Source organism: Kiloniella sp. (assembly GCF_048270245.1).
GTDB lineage: Bacteria > Pseudomonadota > Alphaproteobacteria > Kiloniellales > Kiloniellaceae > Kiloniella.
Map to the genome: position 1 here is coordinate 976,324 of NZ_JBLWTH010000001.1, position 16,969 is coordinate 993,292.

16 protein-coding genes are annotated in these 16,969 nt (G+C 46.4%); 7 read left to right on the forward strand and 9 right to left on the reverse strand.

Translation table 11 applies throughout. The annotated features are described in order from the left end of the window. Position 1: 1 nt before the first annotated feature. The 6 genes from ACN0W5_RS04610 to ACN0W5_RS04635 form a co-directional block, all read right to left on the reverse strand. Positions 2-1,003, reverse strand: coding sequence for a 4-hydroxyproline epimerase (locus tag ACN0W5_RS04610; RefSeq protein ID WP_417453023.1), 1,002 nt, complete (start codon positions 1,001-1,003; stop codon positions 2-4). Between the two features lie 84 nt (positions 1,004-1,087). Further along, positions 1,088-2,344 (reverse strand): NAD(P)/FAD-dependent oxidoreductase, encoded by a 1,257-nt coding sequence (locus ACN0W5_RS04615; protein WP_417453024.1) that lies wholly within the window; start codon positions 2,342-2,344, stop codon positions 1,088-1,090. 36 nt (positions 2,345-2,380) lie between these two features. Next, complete coding sequence (locus ACN0W5_RS04620; RefSeq protein WP_417453025.1) at positions 2,381-3,892, reverse strand: aldehyde dehydrogenase family protein; 1,512 nt, start codon at positions 3,890-3,892, stop codon at positions 2,381-2,383. Positions 3,893-4,125: 233 nt separating this feature from the next. Further along, positions 4,126-5,133 (reverse strand): proline racemase family protein, encoded by a 1,008-nt coding sequence (locus ACN0W5_RS04625; protein ID WP_417453026.1) that lies wholly within the window; start codon positions 5,131-5,133, stop codon positions 4,126-4,128. A 137-nt stretch (positions 5,134-5,270) separates the two neighbouring features. Continuing rightward, positions 5,271-5,954: a GntR family transcriptional regulator gene (locus ACN0W5_RS04630; protein WP_417453027.1), complete on the reverse strand. Its 684-nt coding sequence runs from the start codon at positions 5,952-5,954 to the stop codon at positions 5,271-5,273. Between the two features lie 34 nt (positions 5,955-5,988). After that, positions 5,989-6,120, reverse strand: a complete 132-nt coding sequence (locus ACN0W5_RS04635; RefSeq protein ID WP_417453028.1) for a hypothetical protein — start codon at positions 6,118-6,120, stop codon at positions 5,989-5,991. A gap of 46 nt (positions 6,121-6,166) precedes the next feature. Here ACN0W5_RS04635 and ACN0W5_RS04640 point away from each other — a divergent pair, with 46 nt between their 5' ends. Further along, entirely contained in the window at positions 6,167-6,676 is a 510-nt protein-coding gene (locus tag ACN0W5_RS04640; RefSeq protein ID WP_417453029.1) for a dihydrofolate reductase, read from the forward strand. 2 nt (positions 6,677-6,678) lie between these two features. Here the strand turns inward: ACN0W5_RS04640 and ACN0W5_RS04645 are convergent, their stop codons facing one another. Both ACN0W5_RS04645 and apbC read right to left on the reverse strand, forming a co-directional pair. Beyond that, the gene (locus ACN0W5_RS04645) at positions 6,679-7,503 is read right to left on the reverse strand and encodes a DUF1194 domain-containing protein (RefSeq protein WP_417453030.1); all 825 of its coding nucleotides are present in this window, start codon (positions 7,501-7,503) and stop codon (positions 6,679-6,681) included. Positions 7,504-7,641: 138 nt separating this feature from the next. Continuing rightward, entirely contained in the window at positions 7,642-8,772 is a 1,131-nt protein-coding gene (apbC, locus tag ACN0W5_RS04650) for an iron-sulfur cluster carrier protein ApbC (protein ID WP_417453031.1), read from the reverse strand. 253 nt (positions 8,773-9,025) lie between these two features. Here apbC and hflK point away from each other — a divergent pair, with 253 nt between their 5' ends. From hflK to ACN0W5_RS04670, 4 genes are all read left to right on the forward strand, one after another. Continuing rightward, a complete protein-coding gene (hflK, locus tag ACN0W5_RS04655; protein WP_417453032.1) occupies positions 9,026-10,102 on the forward strand; it encodes an FtsH protease activity modulator HflK in 1,077 nt (358 codons plus the stop codon). Positions 10,103-10,117: 15 nt separating this feature from the next. After that, complete coding sequence (gene hflC / locus ACN0W5_RS04660) at positions 10,118-11,002, forward strand: protease modulator HflC (RefSeq protein ID WP_417453033.1); 885 nt, start codon at positions 10,118-10,120, stop codon at positions 11,000-11,002. A 98-nt stretch (positions 11,003-11,100) separates the two neighbouring features. Next, positions 11,101-11,289 (forward strand): DUF2065 domain-containing protein, encoded by a 189-nt coding sequence (locus ACN0W5_RS04665; protein WP_417453034.1) that lies wholly within the window; start codon positions 11,101-11,103, stop codon positions 11,287-11,289. A 195-nt stretch (positions 11,290-11,484) separates the two neighbouring features. Then, positions 11,485-13,023 (forward strand): DegQ family serine endoprotease, encoded by a 1,539-nt coding sequence (locus ACN0W5_RS04670; RefSeq protein WP_417453035.1) that lies wholly within the window; start codon positions 11,485-11,487, stop codon positions 13,021-13,023. Positions 13,024-13,109: 86 nt separating this feature from the next. Here ACN0W5_RS04670 and serB read toward each other — a convergent pair whose 3' ends face one another. Then, positions 13,110-14,003 carry a phosphoserine phosphatase SerB gene (serB, locus tag ACN0W5_RS04675; RefSeq protein WP_417453036.1) on the reverse strand — a complete coding sequence of 298 codons (894 nt, stop codon included), beginning with the start codon at positions 14,001-14,003 and terminating at the stop codon, positions 13,110-13,112. A gap of 109 nt (positions 14,004-14,112) precedes the next feature. On the opposite strand from serB, the gene miaA reads away from it, so the two are divergent. Both miaA and ACN0W5_RS04685 read left to right on the forward strand, forming a co-directional pair. After that, the gene (miaA, locus tag ACN0W5_RS04680; RefSeq protein ID WP_417453037.1) at positions 14,113-15,063 is read left to right on the forward strand and encodes a tRNA (adenosine(37)-N6)-dimethylallyltransferase MiaA; all 951 of its coding nucleotides are present in this window, start codon (positions 14,113-14,115) and stop codon (positions 15,061-15,063) included. 134 nt (positions 15,064-15,197) lie between these two features. Beyond that, positions 15,198-16,961: an acetolactate synthase 3 large subunit gene (locus ACN0W5_RS04685; protein WP_417453038.1), complete on the forward strand. Its 1,764-nt coding sequence runs from the start codon at positions 15,198-15,200 to the stop codon at positions 16,959-16,961. The last annotated feature ends 8 nt before the right edge of the window (positions 16,962-16,969 follow it).

A 16,969-nucleotide genomic window follows, 5' to 3' on the forward strand; every position in this document is an offset into this window, starting at 1 on the left:
TTTACGTCAGTAGAAAGCCTTTTGCATAGGGGTCGCGATCATCAATGAAAATGTTGTTTAGGCCGTGGATGCGTGCCCAGCCCTCTATGGATGGAATAATAGCATCGTAGCCACCCACCTTAGTTGTATCTTCAACGCGGCCTTTGAACAGGCTACCGATGATACTCTCGTGCACAAAATCATCTCCGATGTCGAGCTTTCCGCGGGCTGCGAGTTGTGCCATCCGCGCGGATGTTCCTGTGCCACAAGGGGAACGATCAATGCCTTTGTCGCCATAAAATACGGCATTTCGGGCGTGGGCGTCCGGATGAATAGGTGTACCTGTCCACTGTAAATGCGAACAGCCGCGAATTCGATCATCTTCCGGGTGAACAAAGTCGTATTTTTCATTGATCAGGTTACGGATCATGGGGCTTAAACGCTGGATATCCCCTGGCGTGATATCGCTCAGATCATGGTAGTTTTCCTGTTCCTCAATGATAGCGTAGAAATTACCGCCGTAGGCGACATCAAATTTGAGACTACCAAAGTTTGGCACATCAACATTGAGGTTGGTTGAGTGGAGGAAAGAAGCAACATTGCGAATACGCACAGAATCAACGTAGTCACCGTTCTTTTTATATTCAGCGATTACCAAGCCAGCTGGTGTATCCAGGCGTAAAACACCTTCTTCTTTGGGTGTAACCAGACCACGCTCGATCATAATAGTTACGGTACCAATTGTGCCGTGTCCACACATGGGGAGGCAGCCACTGGTTTCGATGAACAGAATACCGATGTCGCAATCTTCACGGGTTGGCGGGTAGAGAATGCTGCCGGACATGATGTCGTGTCCGCGGGGCTCAAACATTAATCCTGTTCTGATCCAGTCATACTCGGCAAGGAAGTGCGCGCGCCGTTCCAGCATGGAATTTCCTTGAAGAAGAGGGCCGCCGCCCGCAACAACCCGGACCGGATTTCCGCAAGTATGTGCATCAACACAGAAAAAAGTATGATTTGCCACGTGTGTCTATCCTTATGAAAGCTTTCTGCCGAACTGGGGCTTTGCTGTTTGAGGTTTTGTGATTATGTCTAAACTTGAGATAAATTAGTTGAAACGGTCAATTCTAAATGGCTTTAGGTCAAAATCAGGTGTCCGACCCGCAATCATATCTGCGATTGTTCGCCCCGTTACCGCGCCACCAGTGATCCCCAAATGACCATGGCCAAAGGCATAATGGACGTTTGGATGTTGGCTTGACTGGCTGATGACAGGAACGCTGTCAGGTGTCGACGGTCGGCGGCCCATCCATTTTGTGCCCCCAGCCCCATTCAGATTTGGCATATAATTTTTGGCTAGCGTTAGAAGTGTGTCACATCGTTTGTAATTGGGCTCGGCGTCAATTCCGGCAAATTCAACGGCCCCACCGATACGCAGGCCGACGCTCATAGGCGTGGCGACAAATTTGTCCTCTGCAAAAAGGACCATGTTGTTAAGATCAATGCCGGGTGCTGGCAGTGTTGTGTTGTACCCACGTTCGGTGTCCAGTGGAAAACTATCGCCAAGTTTTTTAGCCAGACGTGCTGACCATGCGCCAGCACAAATAACCAACTGATCAAACACAATATTTTGTCCGCCTTTGGTTCTCGCAGATGAGGGGTGGTTATCCTGATGCTCAATCTGTTCAACTTCATCTGTAATGTAGGTGCCGCCGTTGCGGGTAAACTGTTCTGCTAGGCCTCTGACTAAATCAGCCGGATTGGCAAAGTGCCCCCATCTTGGTGTATAGACACCGCATTTTGCTAATTCACCCAATTGAGGCTCGTGTTCCAGGATTTCAGATCGTGAAACGTGACGCGCCTCAATATCGTTTCGGCGGATCAGATCCCAGTAATAAGCGTCTTTTTCTCTGCCCTTTTCGCTTTTGTAAACGGTCAATGACCCTTCTGTTTTCAAAAGCGATTGCAAACCCGCTTCACCAAGAAGGGGAGCGTAGTCATCAAAAGCTGTCTTCAGATAGACACTCATCGCAGCAGTAGTTTTTTCTACCTGTTGATGACTACTGGATTTCAGGAACAGATACAGCCAAGGGAGGAACTTTGGTAGATAGGTTAGGCGAAGGGATAAAGGCCCCAAGGGGGCCAGTAACCAGCCGGGCACATCTTTCCAAAGTCCAGGAAGAGCAAAGGGAACAATTTCCGTCGCAGCAATCGCACCAGCATTACCACACGATGCGCTATCGCCAAGTGGATCACGTTCTACAAGGGTAACAGCGTGGCCATCTTTTAAAAGATAGCTCGCACTGCAAAGACCAATGATACCTGATCCAACAACGAGTATATTTTTTTTCGTTCCTGCGCTCATCCATAATCTCCAAAGGCTGAGTCGTGTTGCGTTACCTTATGGCAGCGTATAGGCAGTTTTTACTGTTGTGAAGAATTCAGCAGCATAACTGCCCTGTTCTCTGCTGCCATAGCTTGATCCTTTGGTGCCGCCAAATGGGACATGGTAATCAACGCCTGCTGTCGGCAAGTTTACCATTGCCATACCTGCCTTGGCATTGCGTTTGAAATCGGATGCGTATTTCAAGGACGTAGTGCAGATACCGGATGACAAGCCGAACTCGGTGTCATTGGCAACGGCGAGGGCCTGATCATAGTCGGCAACACGGATGACAGAAGCAACAGGTCCAAAAACTTCTTCACGATTGATGCGCATTGAATTAGCTGTCTCGGTAAAGAGCGCGGGAGACAGGTAGAAGCCTTTGGTCGCGCGTTCCAGAAGTTTGCCACCATAAGCAAGCTTTGCGCCTTCGTCCTGGCCGATACGAATGTAGTCCAGATCCTGTTTCAGCTGGCTTTCATCTACAACTGGACCAATGTGAACACCATCGGACAGGGCGTTGTCGATTTTTAGCTGCTCAAGTCTGGCGATTACTTTTGCGACAAATTCATCATGCACACCTTCTGTAACGATCAGGCGTGAAGATGCTGTGCAGCGTTGACCTGTTGAGAAATATGCCCCCTGAACAGCAGTCTCGACCGCTATATCAATATCGGTGTCATCAAGAACTACGAGCGGGTTCTTACCGCCCATTTCAAGCTGGAATTTAGCCATACGTCCTGCACAGGTGGCGGCTACATGACGACCAGTTGCGACTGATCCGGTGAAGCTGACGCCATTTACTTTAGGGTTGGTCAAAATTTCTTCACCAACAACGGAACCACGTCCCATGACGAGGTTAAAGACACCCTCGGGCAGGCCAGAGCGTGAAATAATATCAGCCAAAGCCCAACCGCAACCGGGAACAAGATCGGCAGGTTTGAAGACGACGGCGTTGCCATAACAAATTGCTGGTGCGATTTTCCAAGCCGGAATGGCAATCGGGAAATTCCAAGGGGTAATAATACCAACAACGCCTAATGCTTCCCTGACTACTTCTACTTCGACACCGGGGCGGACAGAGGCAAGTTTGTCGCCTTTTAAACGAAGTGCTTCGCCCGCAAAGAATTTGAAAATTTGGCCCGCACGTGCCGTTTCTCCGATACCTTCTGCAAGGGTTTTGCCTTCTTCGCGCGCAAGAAGCTCACCTAGCTCTGCTTTTCTCGCAATGAGTTCTGTGCCGATTGCATCCAGTACATCAAAGCGCTGTTGTGGTGTCGACTGTGACCAGCTTTTTGCCGCAACATCGGCAACATCAATTGCGTCACGGGTTTGTGCCGTATCGGCTTGGGTGTAAACACCAACGATTTCAGATGTGTTTGATGGGTTGATGTTATCACGGGCTGTCGAACCATCGACATATTGACCGTTAATGTAATTCTGTTTCAAAACTTCTACTCCCTTGGGTTGGGCAGGGCCATCATCTATTCGTTTGATCCGTTGTAATGGATCTCGATGAATGGCGATCATTTTTTAATCAATAACCCGATGTTTTCGGGTTCTGGCTGACTGTTTTGAAATCTTTGTAATCGCCTTATCTTTGTTCAATCGTTTTGACGGGAAAAGACGATAGACTTCTGAGTTTTTTGTCAAATCTGGTTAATCATTTCGGATATTATATGTATTCATTGGATATTGTATACAATATTTTGGTGTAAGTTGAAGTTTTAATGGAGAAAACGGGTTATCTAATTGAATTTATTTTACTTTAAGAGGAACCCTTTACCGATCACATCATCGTCTTCCATGGTGAAAATGGATTCACCAGTGTAATTTGCTTTACCTTTGACGCGAACCCGAACTGCTTGATGAGGGCCGTAGTTAAAGATGTCTTCTGCTGTTGCGTTGAATATACTCTTGGTGACGCTTTCAAATTGACGTGTTTGACCCGAGTTGATCTGTCCTTTGGTAACTTGAACGGCTATACGGGCGGTAACACCAGAACCGGTTGGACTACGATCGACCTGTTTGTCTGCAAAAACACAGATATTTGCTGTTGGTTTTGTTGAAAATATTTCTTCGCCATCTGTTAAAATCGTTCCGTAAAGAAACGCAAGATCTTCAGATTCCGGGTGAGATAAAGTCATTGATGCTTTTACTGCGGTACTAATGGCGTCTGCTGCTTGAACTAGATCACGTGTTGATGATTTACGAACATCTAGGCCCAATTGTTTTGCAGAAGCCAAGGCGTAAAAGGCACCGCCATATCCAATGTCATAGTTAACAGCGCCATAGTTAGGAATATTAATGTTCAGGTTTGTTTGGAAGGCAAATGCAGGAACAGACAGGAAGGAAACAGCACCACTTTTTCCATTCTTTACATCAACATCGGCAACAACCAGACCACAGGGGCATTCAATTTTAACTGTTGTTGTCGGCTCTACGGCTTTGACAATACCTTGATCAACGGCATAACGACCAAGTGCAATGACCGCATGTCCACACATTGTGCTGTAACCTTCGTTATGAAGAAAAAGAACACCAAGATCAGCCTCGGGATGTGATGGCTCAACAAGAAGAGCGCCATACATGTCATAATGGCCGCGTGGCTCAAACATAAGGAGATGCCTCAGATGATCGAGGTTTTCTCGGACATAACGACGTTTTTCGAGAATACTGGCCCCTTTGATCGTCGGGTATCCATCGGTGATAATACGAAGTGGTTCCCCGCCAGTATGCATTTCTACAGTTTTAATTTTGATGCCTGTCATAGTTTTTCTCGAAATTATTAGTTTTGAATATTTTATACAATAATATGGAGCTCAAAAAAAAGCAGCAAATAACAAAGCTGCTCTTTTTTGATAACCTAATGTTTTTACTTTAGCCTTACTCGTTCGGCTTGAAAAGCTTAACCAACTGATTGTTCGTCCAAAAATTCGATTAGGTTTTCACAACCTGCTTCTATATGACGATCAAGTAGGTCTGTTGCAGATTCTACGTCTCCTGCTTTACAGAACTTGAGTAAATCCCAGTGATCATCTCGTGCTTTTGCGCGTGCGCCAGCACTGTGCAGCTGAATCCGCAAGTAGCGATCAATATTATTGTGCAAATTTTGAACAATTGCCAAAGTTTTGGGGCGTTCTGCCGCGATGTAGAGAATGTGGTGGAACTCTGCGTTTAGCTCTCCCCAGAGAGATATTTCTCCATTTTCAAGGGCAACATCATACCGGTTTAGGATGTTTTCTGCGTCCTGAATAAGTTCTGGTGGCATTCTGGGGATTGCACGAGAGATTAAGTCGCCTTCAAGTAAGCGTCGGACATCAAAAAGTTCGCGGATTTCGTCACGGGATAGAGCCGAGACAACGGCACCTTTGTGGGCATAGAAGGTAACCAGGCCTTCCGCTTCCAGCTGTCTCAAGGCTTCACGAACAGGAATTCGACTAACGTTAAAGCGTGAAGCAATGGCGTCCTGTCTTAATTGGGCACCTTCTTTTTGCTGTCCGGAAAGTATTTCTTCTCTCAGAGCTTCGGCCACCGCTTCGGTGATCGTTTGGCGTTTAAAGCCGCCAGATTTATTATTGGTATCGGGCATTCGGTTTTGGGCTTCCGTTTTTATATTTGCTTAATTATGATGCCTTCATTGCCAATGATGGCTGGGCGGCATAATAGGATATTTTATCCTCCTTTGACCAGCAGCTTTCATAGATAAATCTGAAATCCAGCTTGAGAGACATGATCATCTTATCATGATTCTTCATGATTCTGGGTATCTTGTAGTTATGCGTGATGGAAAAGAGTAAATTAATGACGACTATTTCCTTGATTGTGGCCCACGGGAAAAACCGAGCAATCGGGAAAGATAACGTTATGCCTTGGCACATCCCGGGTGATTTGAAGTTTTTCAAAGCGCAGACGCTGGGCAAGCCTGTTGTTATGGGGCGTAAAACATTTCAATCCATTGGCCGTCCTTTGCCGGGTCGCCTTAATATTGTGATCACCCGTGACGGGAACTTTGCTGCAGAAGGTGTTTGCCTAAGCAAAAGTCTGGAAGAAGCTCTGGATTTGGCTAGAGAAGAAGTCAAGCGTCAGGGAGGAGGCGAGCTTATGATTATTGGTGGCGCGCAAATCTATAGCCAAGCCATAGATTTAGCGGATCGACTTTACATTACCGAGGTTGATCTTGAACCCGAAGCCGATGCTTTCTTTCCTGAAACCAAAGCTCAGGAATGGTCCGAGAGTTCGCGTGAAATACATGCGCCTGATGGAAGTACACCGGGATATGCTTTTGTCATTTCAAATAGAATTGCATCGTGACGTTAATAGGCTCGGTTTTGTTGCGTGTTCGGGACGGTCAAAGCAATTTCTGAGGTTCCCCTAATTTCACGTTTGAGTTTTTCTTTTAGTATGTCACTGAAAGCTTCAAAGCCCAGAACTTCAATCAGGAATGCGTTTTCGCCGCCAATAACATTTTTTAGATAATAGTCTCCGAGCCATGCAGAGGGGGCGCCGAAGCCGTTCGGGTTAGGGCGAAAGGACAAGACGGGCAACCCATTAATGGTTATACCCCGTTTAATGGCATCGTTTCTGGCCAGCTGAACATGTCGCCCATCACTATTTGGTCCATCCCCGGAAATATCAATGACCAATCTGGGGGCTATGAAGTTATTGTTCTCAATTTCATAGCTGGCTACATCAATCATTCTGCTAATGGATGTTGAGGGGGCTGAGCTGATCGGCCTATGAGTGAGTTTGTCCGAAAAGGTATTTGCGCTTTCTAAGCCATCAAGAATGACCCATTCAACAACTTTGATTTGATGTTGTTCGCCTGCCCATTCAATATAGGTCACCGCAATACGACCCAAAGGGCCAGATCGAATGCTATCAATAACTTCGGGATCTTTTAGGGCTTCTATATAACCTCTGCGTTGAAGGTTAGCTTCGTACTCGTCAACACTAGAAGAAACATCTACCGCCAAGACGAGTTCCAAGTCGACAGGCTCTTGCCCGGTCCCATAGTCGGCTCCATAGGCGGAGGTAATGCAAAAATAGCTTCCCAAAAGCAATCCCTGCATCAATCGGGAAATAATGCCGCGAAGGCTTTTAAATTTTTTTAGTGTGATTCTCGGTATAACCCAAAGCATGGAATGCACCACAGACAGCCTGATCAGATATTAAGACTCTCATAAAAAAACAAATTCTCATAACTGTATGAAAAAAGCCTCGTGAAAAATCCACGAGGCTTTTTGCTGGAGTATATGTTTTTGTTGGGAGAAGCGAGATTATTCCATCGAAATAGAAGGCGCTTTGCGTTCTGACCCTGCTAGACTGGACCAGACTTTGTTAGCGATAGAGGCATAACGTTTTGCATGTTCACCATCTGGCGAAGAAATCACGATGGGTTCGCCTTCGTCGGATGTCATTCTGATATCGATATGCAATGGCATTTCACCAAGGAAAGGTGTTTCCATTTTTTCAGCTTCGGCACGGGCACCGTGTTCTCCAAAGATGTGGGCTTCGTGACCACATTCTGGGCAGATGTATACGCTCATATTTTCAATGATACCAAGAACAGGTACATCGACTTTGCGGAACATGTTCAGGCCCTTACGTGCGTCGAGCAGGGCGATGTCTTGCGGGGTTGAGACAATGACGGCACCGTTCAGTGGGACCTGTTGTGCCATGGTCAATTGTGCATCACCTGTCCCAGGTGGCATATCAACAATCAGGAGATCCAGTTCACCCCAAACAACGTCGCGTAACATCTGGGTTAACGCGCTTTGAACCATAGGCCCGCGCCAGATCATCGGGGTGTCTTCTGCAACCAGAAAACCGACCGACATACATTTAATGCCGTGCCTTTCCATCGGTAATAAGGTTTTTCCATCTGGTGAGGACGGCTTTCCGGTTATTCCCATCATTCGGGGTTGAGACGGACCGTAGATATCGGCATCCATCAGGCCGATTTTTAGCCCTTGTTTTGCAAGTGATAGTGCGAGATTAATGGCCGTTGTTGATTTTCCGACACCGCCTTTCCCGCTTGCTACGGCAATGATGTTCTTGATGCCTTTGAGCTCGATCTTATTCCCGGGGCCCGGTGAGGGCGTCGATGAGGTTGTTTTGGGAGGGGGAGAAGATGCTTGGGACTTGGCTTGGCCCGGGGCATTATCTGCGGTGAGAATCGCGCTAACGGATAAAACGCCATCAAGGGCATGGACTGCTTTTTCTGCGGATTTACGTAATGTTTCCATCTCTGCAGCCTGTGCAGGATCAATTTCGATGGAAAACCCGACATTGCCCTCTTTTATGATGAGGCCGGAAATCATGCCAAGGCTGACAATATCCTTTTTACTCTGAGGTTCTACTATTGTTCTCAAAATATCGAGAATTTGTTGCTCTGTAACCATACTCATCCCTGAATTCCCCTTGAATTCTTTGCGCCTTGAACAATATGTGCAGGTACTCTTTGTTGGTCTCTTACACGTTGATTAAAGTGTTATGCCTTGATTATATAGTGGGGTCCACGACAAAGATAAGGGGGAATTGACGCACCCTCTGCGGAAAATATTTAGTTTTCTGTTGCACTGGGCTTGAAAAACAGGTGCATTTAGTGACAGATTCAAACAAATTCGTTTGCATATTAATCGATTAACACAGGGAAAATAGATGCCTTGGGAAAATAAAGGTTCTGGCGGCGGTGGCCCTTGGGGCGGCGGCAATGGCGGCAGCGGTGGCGGTGGAGGTGGAGGACAACGACCACCTGATATCGAAGACATGATTCGCAAGAGTCAGGACCGGGTAAAAGAAATGATCCCAGGTGGCGGTGGATTCAGTGGTAAAGGCTTTGCCTTTATCCTTGGGGTTGTCGTGCTTCTATGGATCGCATCCGGTTTTTATCGTGTCCAGCCAAACGAGCAGGGCGTGGTCCTCACTTTTGGTGAGTGGACAGCAACAACTGAACCAGGTTTGCATTGGCATTTGCCATACCCTATTGAGACTGTGATGACGCCAGAGGTCACGACTATTCACCAAATCAGTATTGGGTTTAGTGGTGGTTCGCGACAGGTCAAATCAATAGCAGCAGAAAGCCTGATGCTTACTGGTGATCAGAATATTATTGATGTGAATTTAACCGTTCAGTGGAAAGTTCGTGACGCTGGAGAGTTTCTATTCAACATACGTGATCAGGAAGCTACGGTGAAGATCGCTGCTGAATCAGCTTTACGTGAAATTGTTGGGCGGACTCTTTTTGATCAGGCGGTATCTACAGGACGTGATGAAATTCAGATAAAGGTTTTGTCGCTGCTACAAGAACTGTTGGATCAGTATAAGGCAGGTGTTCTTATCACAGAGGTTCAGTTGCAGAATATTCAGCCTCCTCAGGCTGTTATCGATGCATTTGACGACGTACAGCGTTCTTTGCAAGATAAAGACCGTGCCCGTAACGAGGCTGAAAAGTACAGAAATGATGCTATTCCTCGCGCAAGGGGTGATGCTCTGAAAGTTGTCCAGGCTGCCGAAGCTTACAAAGAAAGCCTTGAAAACAAAGCGACTGGTGAAGCCGAACGTTTTCTCTCTGTTTATCGTGAGTACAAGCAAAACCCAGAAGTGACGAAGCGTCGTATATATCTGGAAACGATGCAGAAAGTGCTTGGGAAAACAGATAAAGTCATTCTTGGATCTGATCAGGAGGGCGTTGTACCTTACTTGCCGCTTGATCAGCTTCGTAGAAATAGCCAGTGATAAGGGGTAATTACAATGAATAGCAAAATTACTCTTATTGGAGGTATCGTTGTTGCTGTCTTGGCTGTCTTGGCTAGCAGTAGTGTTTATACGATCAATCCTACAGAGCAGGTAATGGTCTTGCAATTTGGGCAGCATAAAAGAACTGTCCAAGATCCTGGGCTTCATTTTAAGCTGCCTTTCCTCGAGGATGTTGTACGTTATGAAAAGCGCGTACTGAATCTTGATCCTCCGGTAAAACGGATGATCCTTTCCGACAAAAAACCTCTTAATGTCGACAGCTTTGCCAGATATCGAATTTCTGATCCCCTTACATTCTTTAAAACGGTTCGTACTGAAGCCGGAGCACGTGATCGCCTTCAAGCTATGGTTATCTCAGAGCTTTTAAAAGTAATGGGCACGGTCGATCTGAATGTTGTTCTTTCTGACGATCGCGAAATATTTATGGCTAAAGTCCTTGCTCAGGTTAATGCACAGGCTAGCCGCTTTGGTATCGATGTTCTCGATATTCGTATTCGCCGTGCAGACCTTCCTTCAGAGACGAGCCAGGCTGTGTTTGCTCGGATGAAAACAGAGCGTGAAAGAGAAGCTGCGGAAAATCGTGCGCAAGGCTTTGAGCTTGCGGAAAGGATTCGAGCAACTGCTGATCGTGAGGTGACAGTTCTTGCTGCTGAAGCGAATAAAGAATCTGAAATTCTTCGCGGTCAGGGTGATGCGGCTCTTACAAAGATCTTGAATGATGCTTATGGGCAAGACGTGGAGTTCTTTAAGTTCTATCGTTCAATGCAGGCTTATGAAGGGGCGTTGGCTACCAATGGCACCTATATGGTGATTTCACCAGATAGTGATTTCTTTGATTACTTCTCTAGTGTAGATGCACCAGATAAATCAGCCAAATAAGTTGATTTAATACTTATGAAAGCGGCGGTATCTAAAAGATGCCGCCGCTTTTTTGTGATAGATATTCAGATTTTTGATGAATAAGTAGTGATGTAAAAATGATTGAATTTTTGACAGCTTTGGCGATGGTTCTTGTTATAGAAGGAATTTTTCTGTCACTTTTCCCTCATCGATTACGGCAATTGCTAGAGCTATTGGACGAAATGTCACCCAGTGCATTGCGTGCTGGTGGGCTTGGCTGTGCGGCCATAGGTGTTTTTCTGATCTGGGTTATCAGATCGGTTTAAGTCAGTGTTTTGCTGGCATAAAGTATTCTGACATAGAATACTCATGGGACAATAAAGGGCGAAATGTCACGCGTAAGTCACAATTACGCCCATTTCCTCCCCCATCGTCAAAAGCAACATAGCTTGAATCTACTTGGTTTAAGCATAAGTATTCGTTACTCGCTAAATGCGAAAGAATAGTTGGAGAAATCGTAAATGATAAAAGAAGCGGATCGTACAAGTAACCGTGTTGTGGCGGTGGCGAAGACCGTAACCGCCAATCAAAATTCACAAGGTTATCAGAATTTACATAAATGGTTTGTCGGTGTGACTGTTGCTATTGGTATGCTTTCTATGGCTGCTGCGGCGAAAGCCCGTTCCGCGCCTGATAGCTTTGCTGATTTAGCAGAAGAGTTATTGCCTTCGGTTGTGAATATCATTACGACGCAAACCATTGAGCCAAGTGAGCAGGCCGAGGGTGAACAACAAATTCCTCAGGGTGAGAACTTCGAAGAGTTTTTCCGTGACTTCTTTGAAAGAAGAGGTGGCAGTGGTCCTCAACAACCCCGTCGTGGTGGTGCACAAGGGTCTGGCTTTATTATTGATTCTGAAGGGTTGATCGTAACCAATCATCATGTGATCGATGGGGCAGACGAAGTTGCTGTTCGTTTACAGGACGGAACTGTTCTTGATGCCGAGGTTATTGGTACAGATCAAAAAACTGATCTGGCTTTGCTAAAGGTTGATACAAAGATCAATTTACCGGAAACCAAGTGGGGTGATTCCAATAAATCCCGGATTGGTGATTGGGTTCTAGCTATTGGAAATCCTTTTGGTCTTGGTGGGTCTGTTTCTGCTGGTATCATTTCTGCCCATTCACGTGATATTCGTTCTGGCCCTTATGATAACTTCATTCAAACTGATGCCGCGATCAACCGTGGTAACTCTGGCGGGCCACTCTTTAATATGGATGGCGAAGTTATTGGTGTTAACTCGGCAATCTATTCACCTTCAGGCGGGTCCGTTGGAATTGGTTTCTCTATTCCTTCGGCGATGGCGAAAAACATCATTGAACAGCTTCAATCGCATGGTGAAGTCAGACGTGGCTGGCTTGGTGTCCATATCCAGACTGTAACCGAAGAACTCGCCGAAGGTCTGCGGTTGGATGAAGCAAGCGGGGCACTGGTTGCCTCTGTTGCCGAGGGTGGTCCTGCTGAGAAAGCTGGTATCAAGCAAGGCGATGTTATTCTCGAATTCAATGGCCGCAAAGTTCCTGAAATGCGCAAGTTGCCGTTAATGGTCGCTGAAACATCAATCGGCCGCGAAGTTGATGTGGTGGTGTGGCGTAAAGGAAAGCGTAAAACCGTTCAGGTTGACCTTGGCCAATTGGATGATGATGTCGTTGCTGCGACTGCGCCTTCACAGTCAGAGAAAAAAAGTGAGCGTAAAACAAGTAAGGTTGATGACCTTGGCCTTTACCTTGGGAAGCTGGATGGCGAGACCAGAAAGCGCTTTAAGCTGAACGACAACGTAAATGGTGTCGTGATCACAGATGTGGTCCCCAACAGTAGCGCTGCTGAGAAAAGCTTACGCCCTGGGGATGTTATTGTTGAAGTGGATCAAGAAGAAGTGTCTGATCCGGGACAGGTGGCATCACTTGTGGGTAAAGCCAAAGACGCTGGTTTTAGAGTTGTTACGCTGCTTGTCTTTAAACAGGGTGAATATTCTTGGGTTGCGATCAAGCTTGATTCGTAATCAGAGAAGTTCTTGTTAATAAAAAAGGGCGTCCCTTTATCGGTGACGCCCTTTTTTTATTTCGATCAATGGCTGGGAGTAGCCTTTTAAGCGAAGTCTTCTTTGCTATAGCCTTGGTAATAGAGCAACGCGAGATGGTCGGTGTGTTTGACCTGATATTCCGCAGTGTCCTGTACGATAGGCTTCGCGTGATAACCGACACCCATGCCCACAGCTGAGAGCATGGCGAGATCATTGGCGCCGTCGCCGACAGCGCAAACATCGTTCAGGGTGATTCCCAGTTTCTGAACAAGATCTTCGGTTGCTTCCAGTTTGGCTTCTCTTCCGAGAATAGGCTCTGTTACTGTGCCATTCAGTTTACCATTTTCAATGTTAAGGGTGTTTGCGCGGTCTTCGTTGAACTGGCAAAGATCGCGTATCTGGGCTGTGAAAAAGGTAAATCCACCAGAAACCAATGCAGTATAGGCACTGTGTTTTCGCATCGTCTTGACCAGTGTATCTGCACCGGGGTTTAATTTCATCAGACTGGATATTTCGGTGAGTTCGCTTTCGGGAATGTCCTTTAGCAGAGCAACTCTTTCTCTGAGAGATTCTTCAAAATTTAACTCTCCGTGCATAGAGCGTTCAGTAATTTTAGCAATCTTGTCGCCGATTCCGTGGCGTACGGCCAGCTCGTCAATCATTTCTTGCCCAATGATGGTGGATTCCATATCTGCCACGAGTAGCTTCTTACGTCGATTAACTGTTTCTTGGACAGCAAAATCAAAAGAACTTCCAAGCAATTCCTGTGTTATCAGATCCTTGGCTTCTTTGAGCGCCAGGCCTGAGAAGAAGATGTCACAGGCTTCACCGTCAGAAAGCCAGTCTTGTTCTTCCAGTGACGCGCCATGCTCTTTCAGGCATGTGGAAATTGACTGAATAGTCGCGTGGTCAAGCAGGGAGCTATTCGGGCGGGTAACAAGGGTGGCAACAAAACGCATTGGGACGTAACCTCGGGTCTGATTTGTGGGTTTTGATTTGTTTTTGTAGCTCTTCAGATTAGGTTATAGTAGGAACCTGATAGACCTTGTTAAAGCAGAGAAGTCAGACGTGATCAACGATAAGCCTAAAGTAATTGTCATTACGGGACCGACCGCCAGTGGGAAATCAGCTCTTGGTGTAGATGCTGCCCTTGCCCTAGGTGGTGAAATTATCAACGCGGACTCTATGCAAATATACAAAGAGCTGGATGTGATCACTGCCCGCCCAGATAAGGCGGCTTTGGAAAAAGTTCCTCACCATTTATATGGCACGATTCCCGGTTCAAGCCGGTGTTCGGTTGAACAGTGGCGAACTCTCGCGATTGTGGAAATTGATAAGGCCCATAAACGCAGTAAAATGCCCATTCTTGTTGGTGGAACGGGGATGTATATCCGAGCACTGGAAAAGGGAATCGCAGAAGTTCCTGATATTCCGGATGTTATTCGCGAAAAAGGGCGGACTCGTTTGGCACAGGTCGGGGGCGAAGCTTTTAAAGCTGAACTTGCTCTGCTTGATCCTGAAATGGGGGCAAAGCTCAACCCGGGCGATAGCCAAAGATTAGCGCGAGCATGGGAAGTCGTTACTCATACAGGGAAATCACTTTTGCATTGGCAGCGGGAAGCTGAAGGCAAAGTGCCGGATTATGATTTTATCCGTTTTGCTTTGGTGCCTCCTCGTGAAGAACTCTACGATAATTGTAACAAACGATTTGAGATCATGTTGGATCAAGGCGGCTTAAAAGAAGTGGAAGATTTGCTCGCTTTATCTCTTGATTTCTCTTTGCCGATTATGAAGGCTTTGGGCGTTCCGGAACTTACTGAATATATCCAGGGGAAGACGAGTCTGGAGGATGCAATTTCGCGTGCGCAGCAAAATACCCGTCGTTATGCGAAAAGGCAGATGACATGGATCAGAACACAATATAATGACGCTGAAATTGTAAATGAGAAATATTCGGAAAGATTACAGGGTCATTTTTTTAATTTTATTCGCCAAAGCGGCTTGACCCCTTCTTGCTAAGAGGCTAGTTTTCGCGCTCGCAACCAAAAAGGAAGGCTAGAGAATCTTGGCCTTTTGCTTCTTTTCTTGCTACAGGCATTGGAGCTAGGATTGCACATCATTGAAAGCCAGTTTGTTTGAGAGGAATGAAACCAATGGCGACCGAACAGTTTACCGGCGCGGAAATAGTGATCAAAGCCCTGAAAGATCAGGGTGTGGACACCGTGTTTGGCTATCCTGGCGGTGCAGTGCTACCGATTTATGATGCTATCTTCAAACAGAACGACATTAAGCATGTTCTCGTTCGTCAAGAAGGTGGTGCGGTGCACGCAGCGGAAGGATATGCACGATCTACTGGTAAAGTCGGTGTCGTCCTTGTCACATCTGGTCCCGGTGCCACAAATGCTGTTACTGGTCTGACCGATGCTCTTTTGGATTCAATTCCTTTGATTTGCCTTACTGGGCAGGTTCCAACGCATCTTATTGGTAATGATGCGTTTCAGGAAGCTGACACCACAGGTATTACGCGTCCTTGTACAAAACATAATTATCTTGTTCGCGATATTGAGACATTGTCTCGTACGATGCATGAAGCTTTTTATGTTGCGCAGAACGGGCGTCCCGGCCCCGTTGTGATTGATCTGCCTAAAGATGTTCAACAAGGGAAGATTGACACTTATCTCGCGCCGGAAGACGTGAAACACCGAAGCTATCGTCCGCAAGTTAATGGTGAATCTGATCACATTAACGACGCTGTCGAACTTATTGCGAATGCAAAGCGGCCTGTTTTTTATGTTGGTGGTGGCGTGATTAACTCTGGATCTTCTGCATCCACGGTTTTGACTGAGCTTGTTCGTTTGACGGGTGCGCCTTGTACAACGACATTGATGGGGCTTGGGGCTTATCCGGGAACAGACAAACAGTTTCTTGGTATGCTTGGAATGCACGGTACGTACGAAGCTAATCTTGCCATGTATAACTGTGATGTCATGATCAATGTTGGCGCACGGTTTGATGACCGTATTACAGGCGTTATTGATGAATTCTCACCGGATTCTAAGAAAATCCATATCGATATTGATGCCAGTTCGATCAACAAGAATGTCATGGTTGATATTCCGATCGTCGGTGATGCCGGGCGTGTTGTTGAAGAGATACTTCGGATATGGAAAGAAAAGAAACACTCACTTGATGCTAAGTCTCTCAAGGCCTGGTGGTCACGTATTGATGAATGGCGTGCGAAAGACTGTCTTGGCTATGTTCAGGATGGCTCCATCATCAAGCCTCAACACGCGATCAAGCGTCTCTATGAGCTAACCAAAGATCGTAAACCTTATATCACGACAGAAGTTGGCCAGCATCAGATGTGGGCTGCACAGTATTTCCATTTTGACGAACCAAAAAAGTGGATGACGTCTGGCGGTCTTGGCACAATGGGTTATGGCCTTCCGGCGGCTGTTGGGGCCCAGCTTGCGCACCACGAAGATTTGGTGATTGATATTTCCGGGGAAGCTTCTTTCATGATGAACATGCAAGAGCTGGGTACAATTGCCCAGTATAAGCTACCTGTGAAGATTTTTATTGTGAATAATCAATGGATGGGCATGGTGCGTCAATGGCAACAGCTATTGCACGGTAACCGCCATTCTGAAAGCTACTCTGACGCGTTGCCAGATTTTGTGAAACTGGCTGAATCTTTCGGGCTGAAAGGCATGCGCTGTGAAAAGGCGGAAGATCTGGATCAGATGCTTCAGGAAATGATTGATTCCCCTGAGCCGGTTATCTTTGATTGTCAGGTCGCAAAAGAAGAAAACTGTTATCCGATGATTCCATCAGGTGCAGCGCATTACGAAATGTTGCTTGGTCCTGAAGATACTGCTGCGAAGCCAATTTCCGAAGAGGGAATGGTTCTCGTCTGATCGTGGAT

What these genes read in the sequence shown, in the direction of transcription:
- ACN0W5_RS04615 (WP_417453024.1), bottom strand. Translation starts at nt 2,344, where the DNA reads ATGAGCGCAGGAACGAAAAAAAATATACTCGTTGTTGGATCAGGTATC.
- ACN0W5_RS04620 (WP_417453025.1), bottom strand. Translation starts at nt 3,892, where the DNA reads ATGATCGCCATTCATCGAGATCCATTACAACGGATCAAACGAATAGAT.
- ACN0W5_RS04625 (WP_417453026.1), bottom strand. Translation starts at nt 5,133, where the DNA reads ATGACAGGCATCAAAATTAAAACTGTAGAAATGCATACTGGCGGGGAA.
- ACN0W5_RS04630 (WP_417453027.1), bottom strand. Translation starts at nt 5,954, where the DNA reads ATGCCCGATACCAATAATAAATCTGGCGGCTTTAAACGCCAAACGATC.
- ACN0W5_RS04635 (WP_417453028.1), bottom strand. Translation starts at nt 6,120, where the DNA reads ATGAAGAATCATGATAAGATGATCATGTCTCTCAAGCTGGATTTCAGA.
- ACN0W5_RS04640 (WP_417453029.1), top strand. Translation starts at nt 6,167, where the DNA reads ATGACGACTATTTCCTTGATTGTGGCCCACGGGAAAAACCGAGCAATC.
- ACN0W5_RS04645 (WP_417453030.1), bottom strand. Translation starts at nt 7,503, where the DNA reads ATGCTTTGGGTTATACCGAGAATCACACTAAAAAAATTTAAAAGCCTT.
- apbC (WP_417453031.1), bottom strand. Translation starts at nt 8,772, where the DNA reads ATGAGTATGGTTACAGAGCAACAAATTCTCGATATTTTGAGAACAATA.
- hflK (WP_417453032.1), top strand. Translation starts at nt 9,026, where the DNA reads ATGCCTTGGGAAAATAAAGGTTCTGGCGGCGGTGGCCCTTGGGGCGGC.
- hflC (WP_417453033.1), top strand. Translation starts at nt 10,118, where the DNA reads ATGAATAGCAAAATTACTCTTATTGGAGGTATCGTTGTTGCTGTCTTG.
- ACN0W5_RS04665 (WP_417453034.1), top strand. Translation starts at nt 11,101, where the DNA reads ATGATTGAATTTTTGACAGCTTTGGCGATGGTTCTTGTTATAGAAGGA.
- ACN0W5_RS04670 (WP_417453035.1), top strand. Translation starts at nt 11,485, where the DNA reads ATGATAAAAGAAGCGGATCGTACAAGTAACCGTGTTGTGGCGGTGGCG.
- serB (WP_417453036.1), bottom strand. Translation starts at nt 14,003, where the DNA reads ATGCGTTTTGTTGCCACCCTTGTTACCCGCCCGAATAGCTCCCTGCTT.
- ACN0W5_RS04685 (WP_417453038.1), top strand. Translation starts at nt 15,198, where the DNA reads ATGGCGACCGAACAGTTTACCGGCGCGGAAATAGTGATCAAAGCCCTG.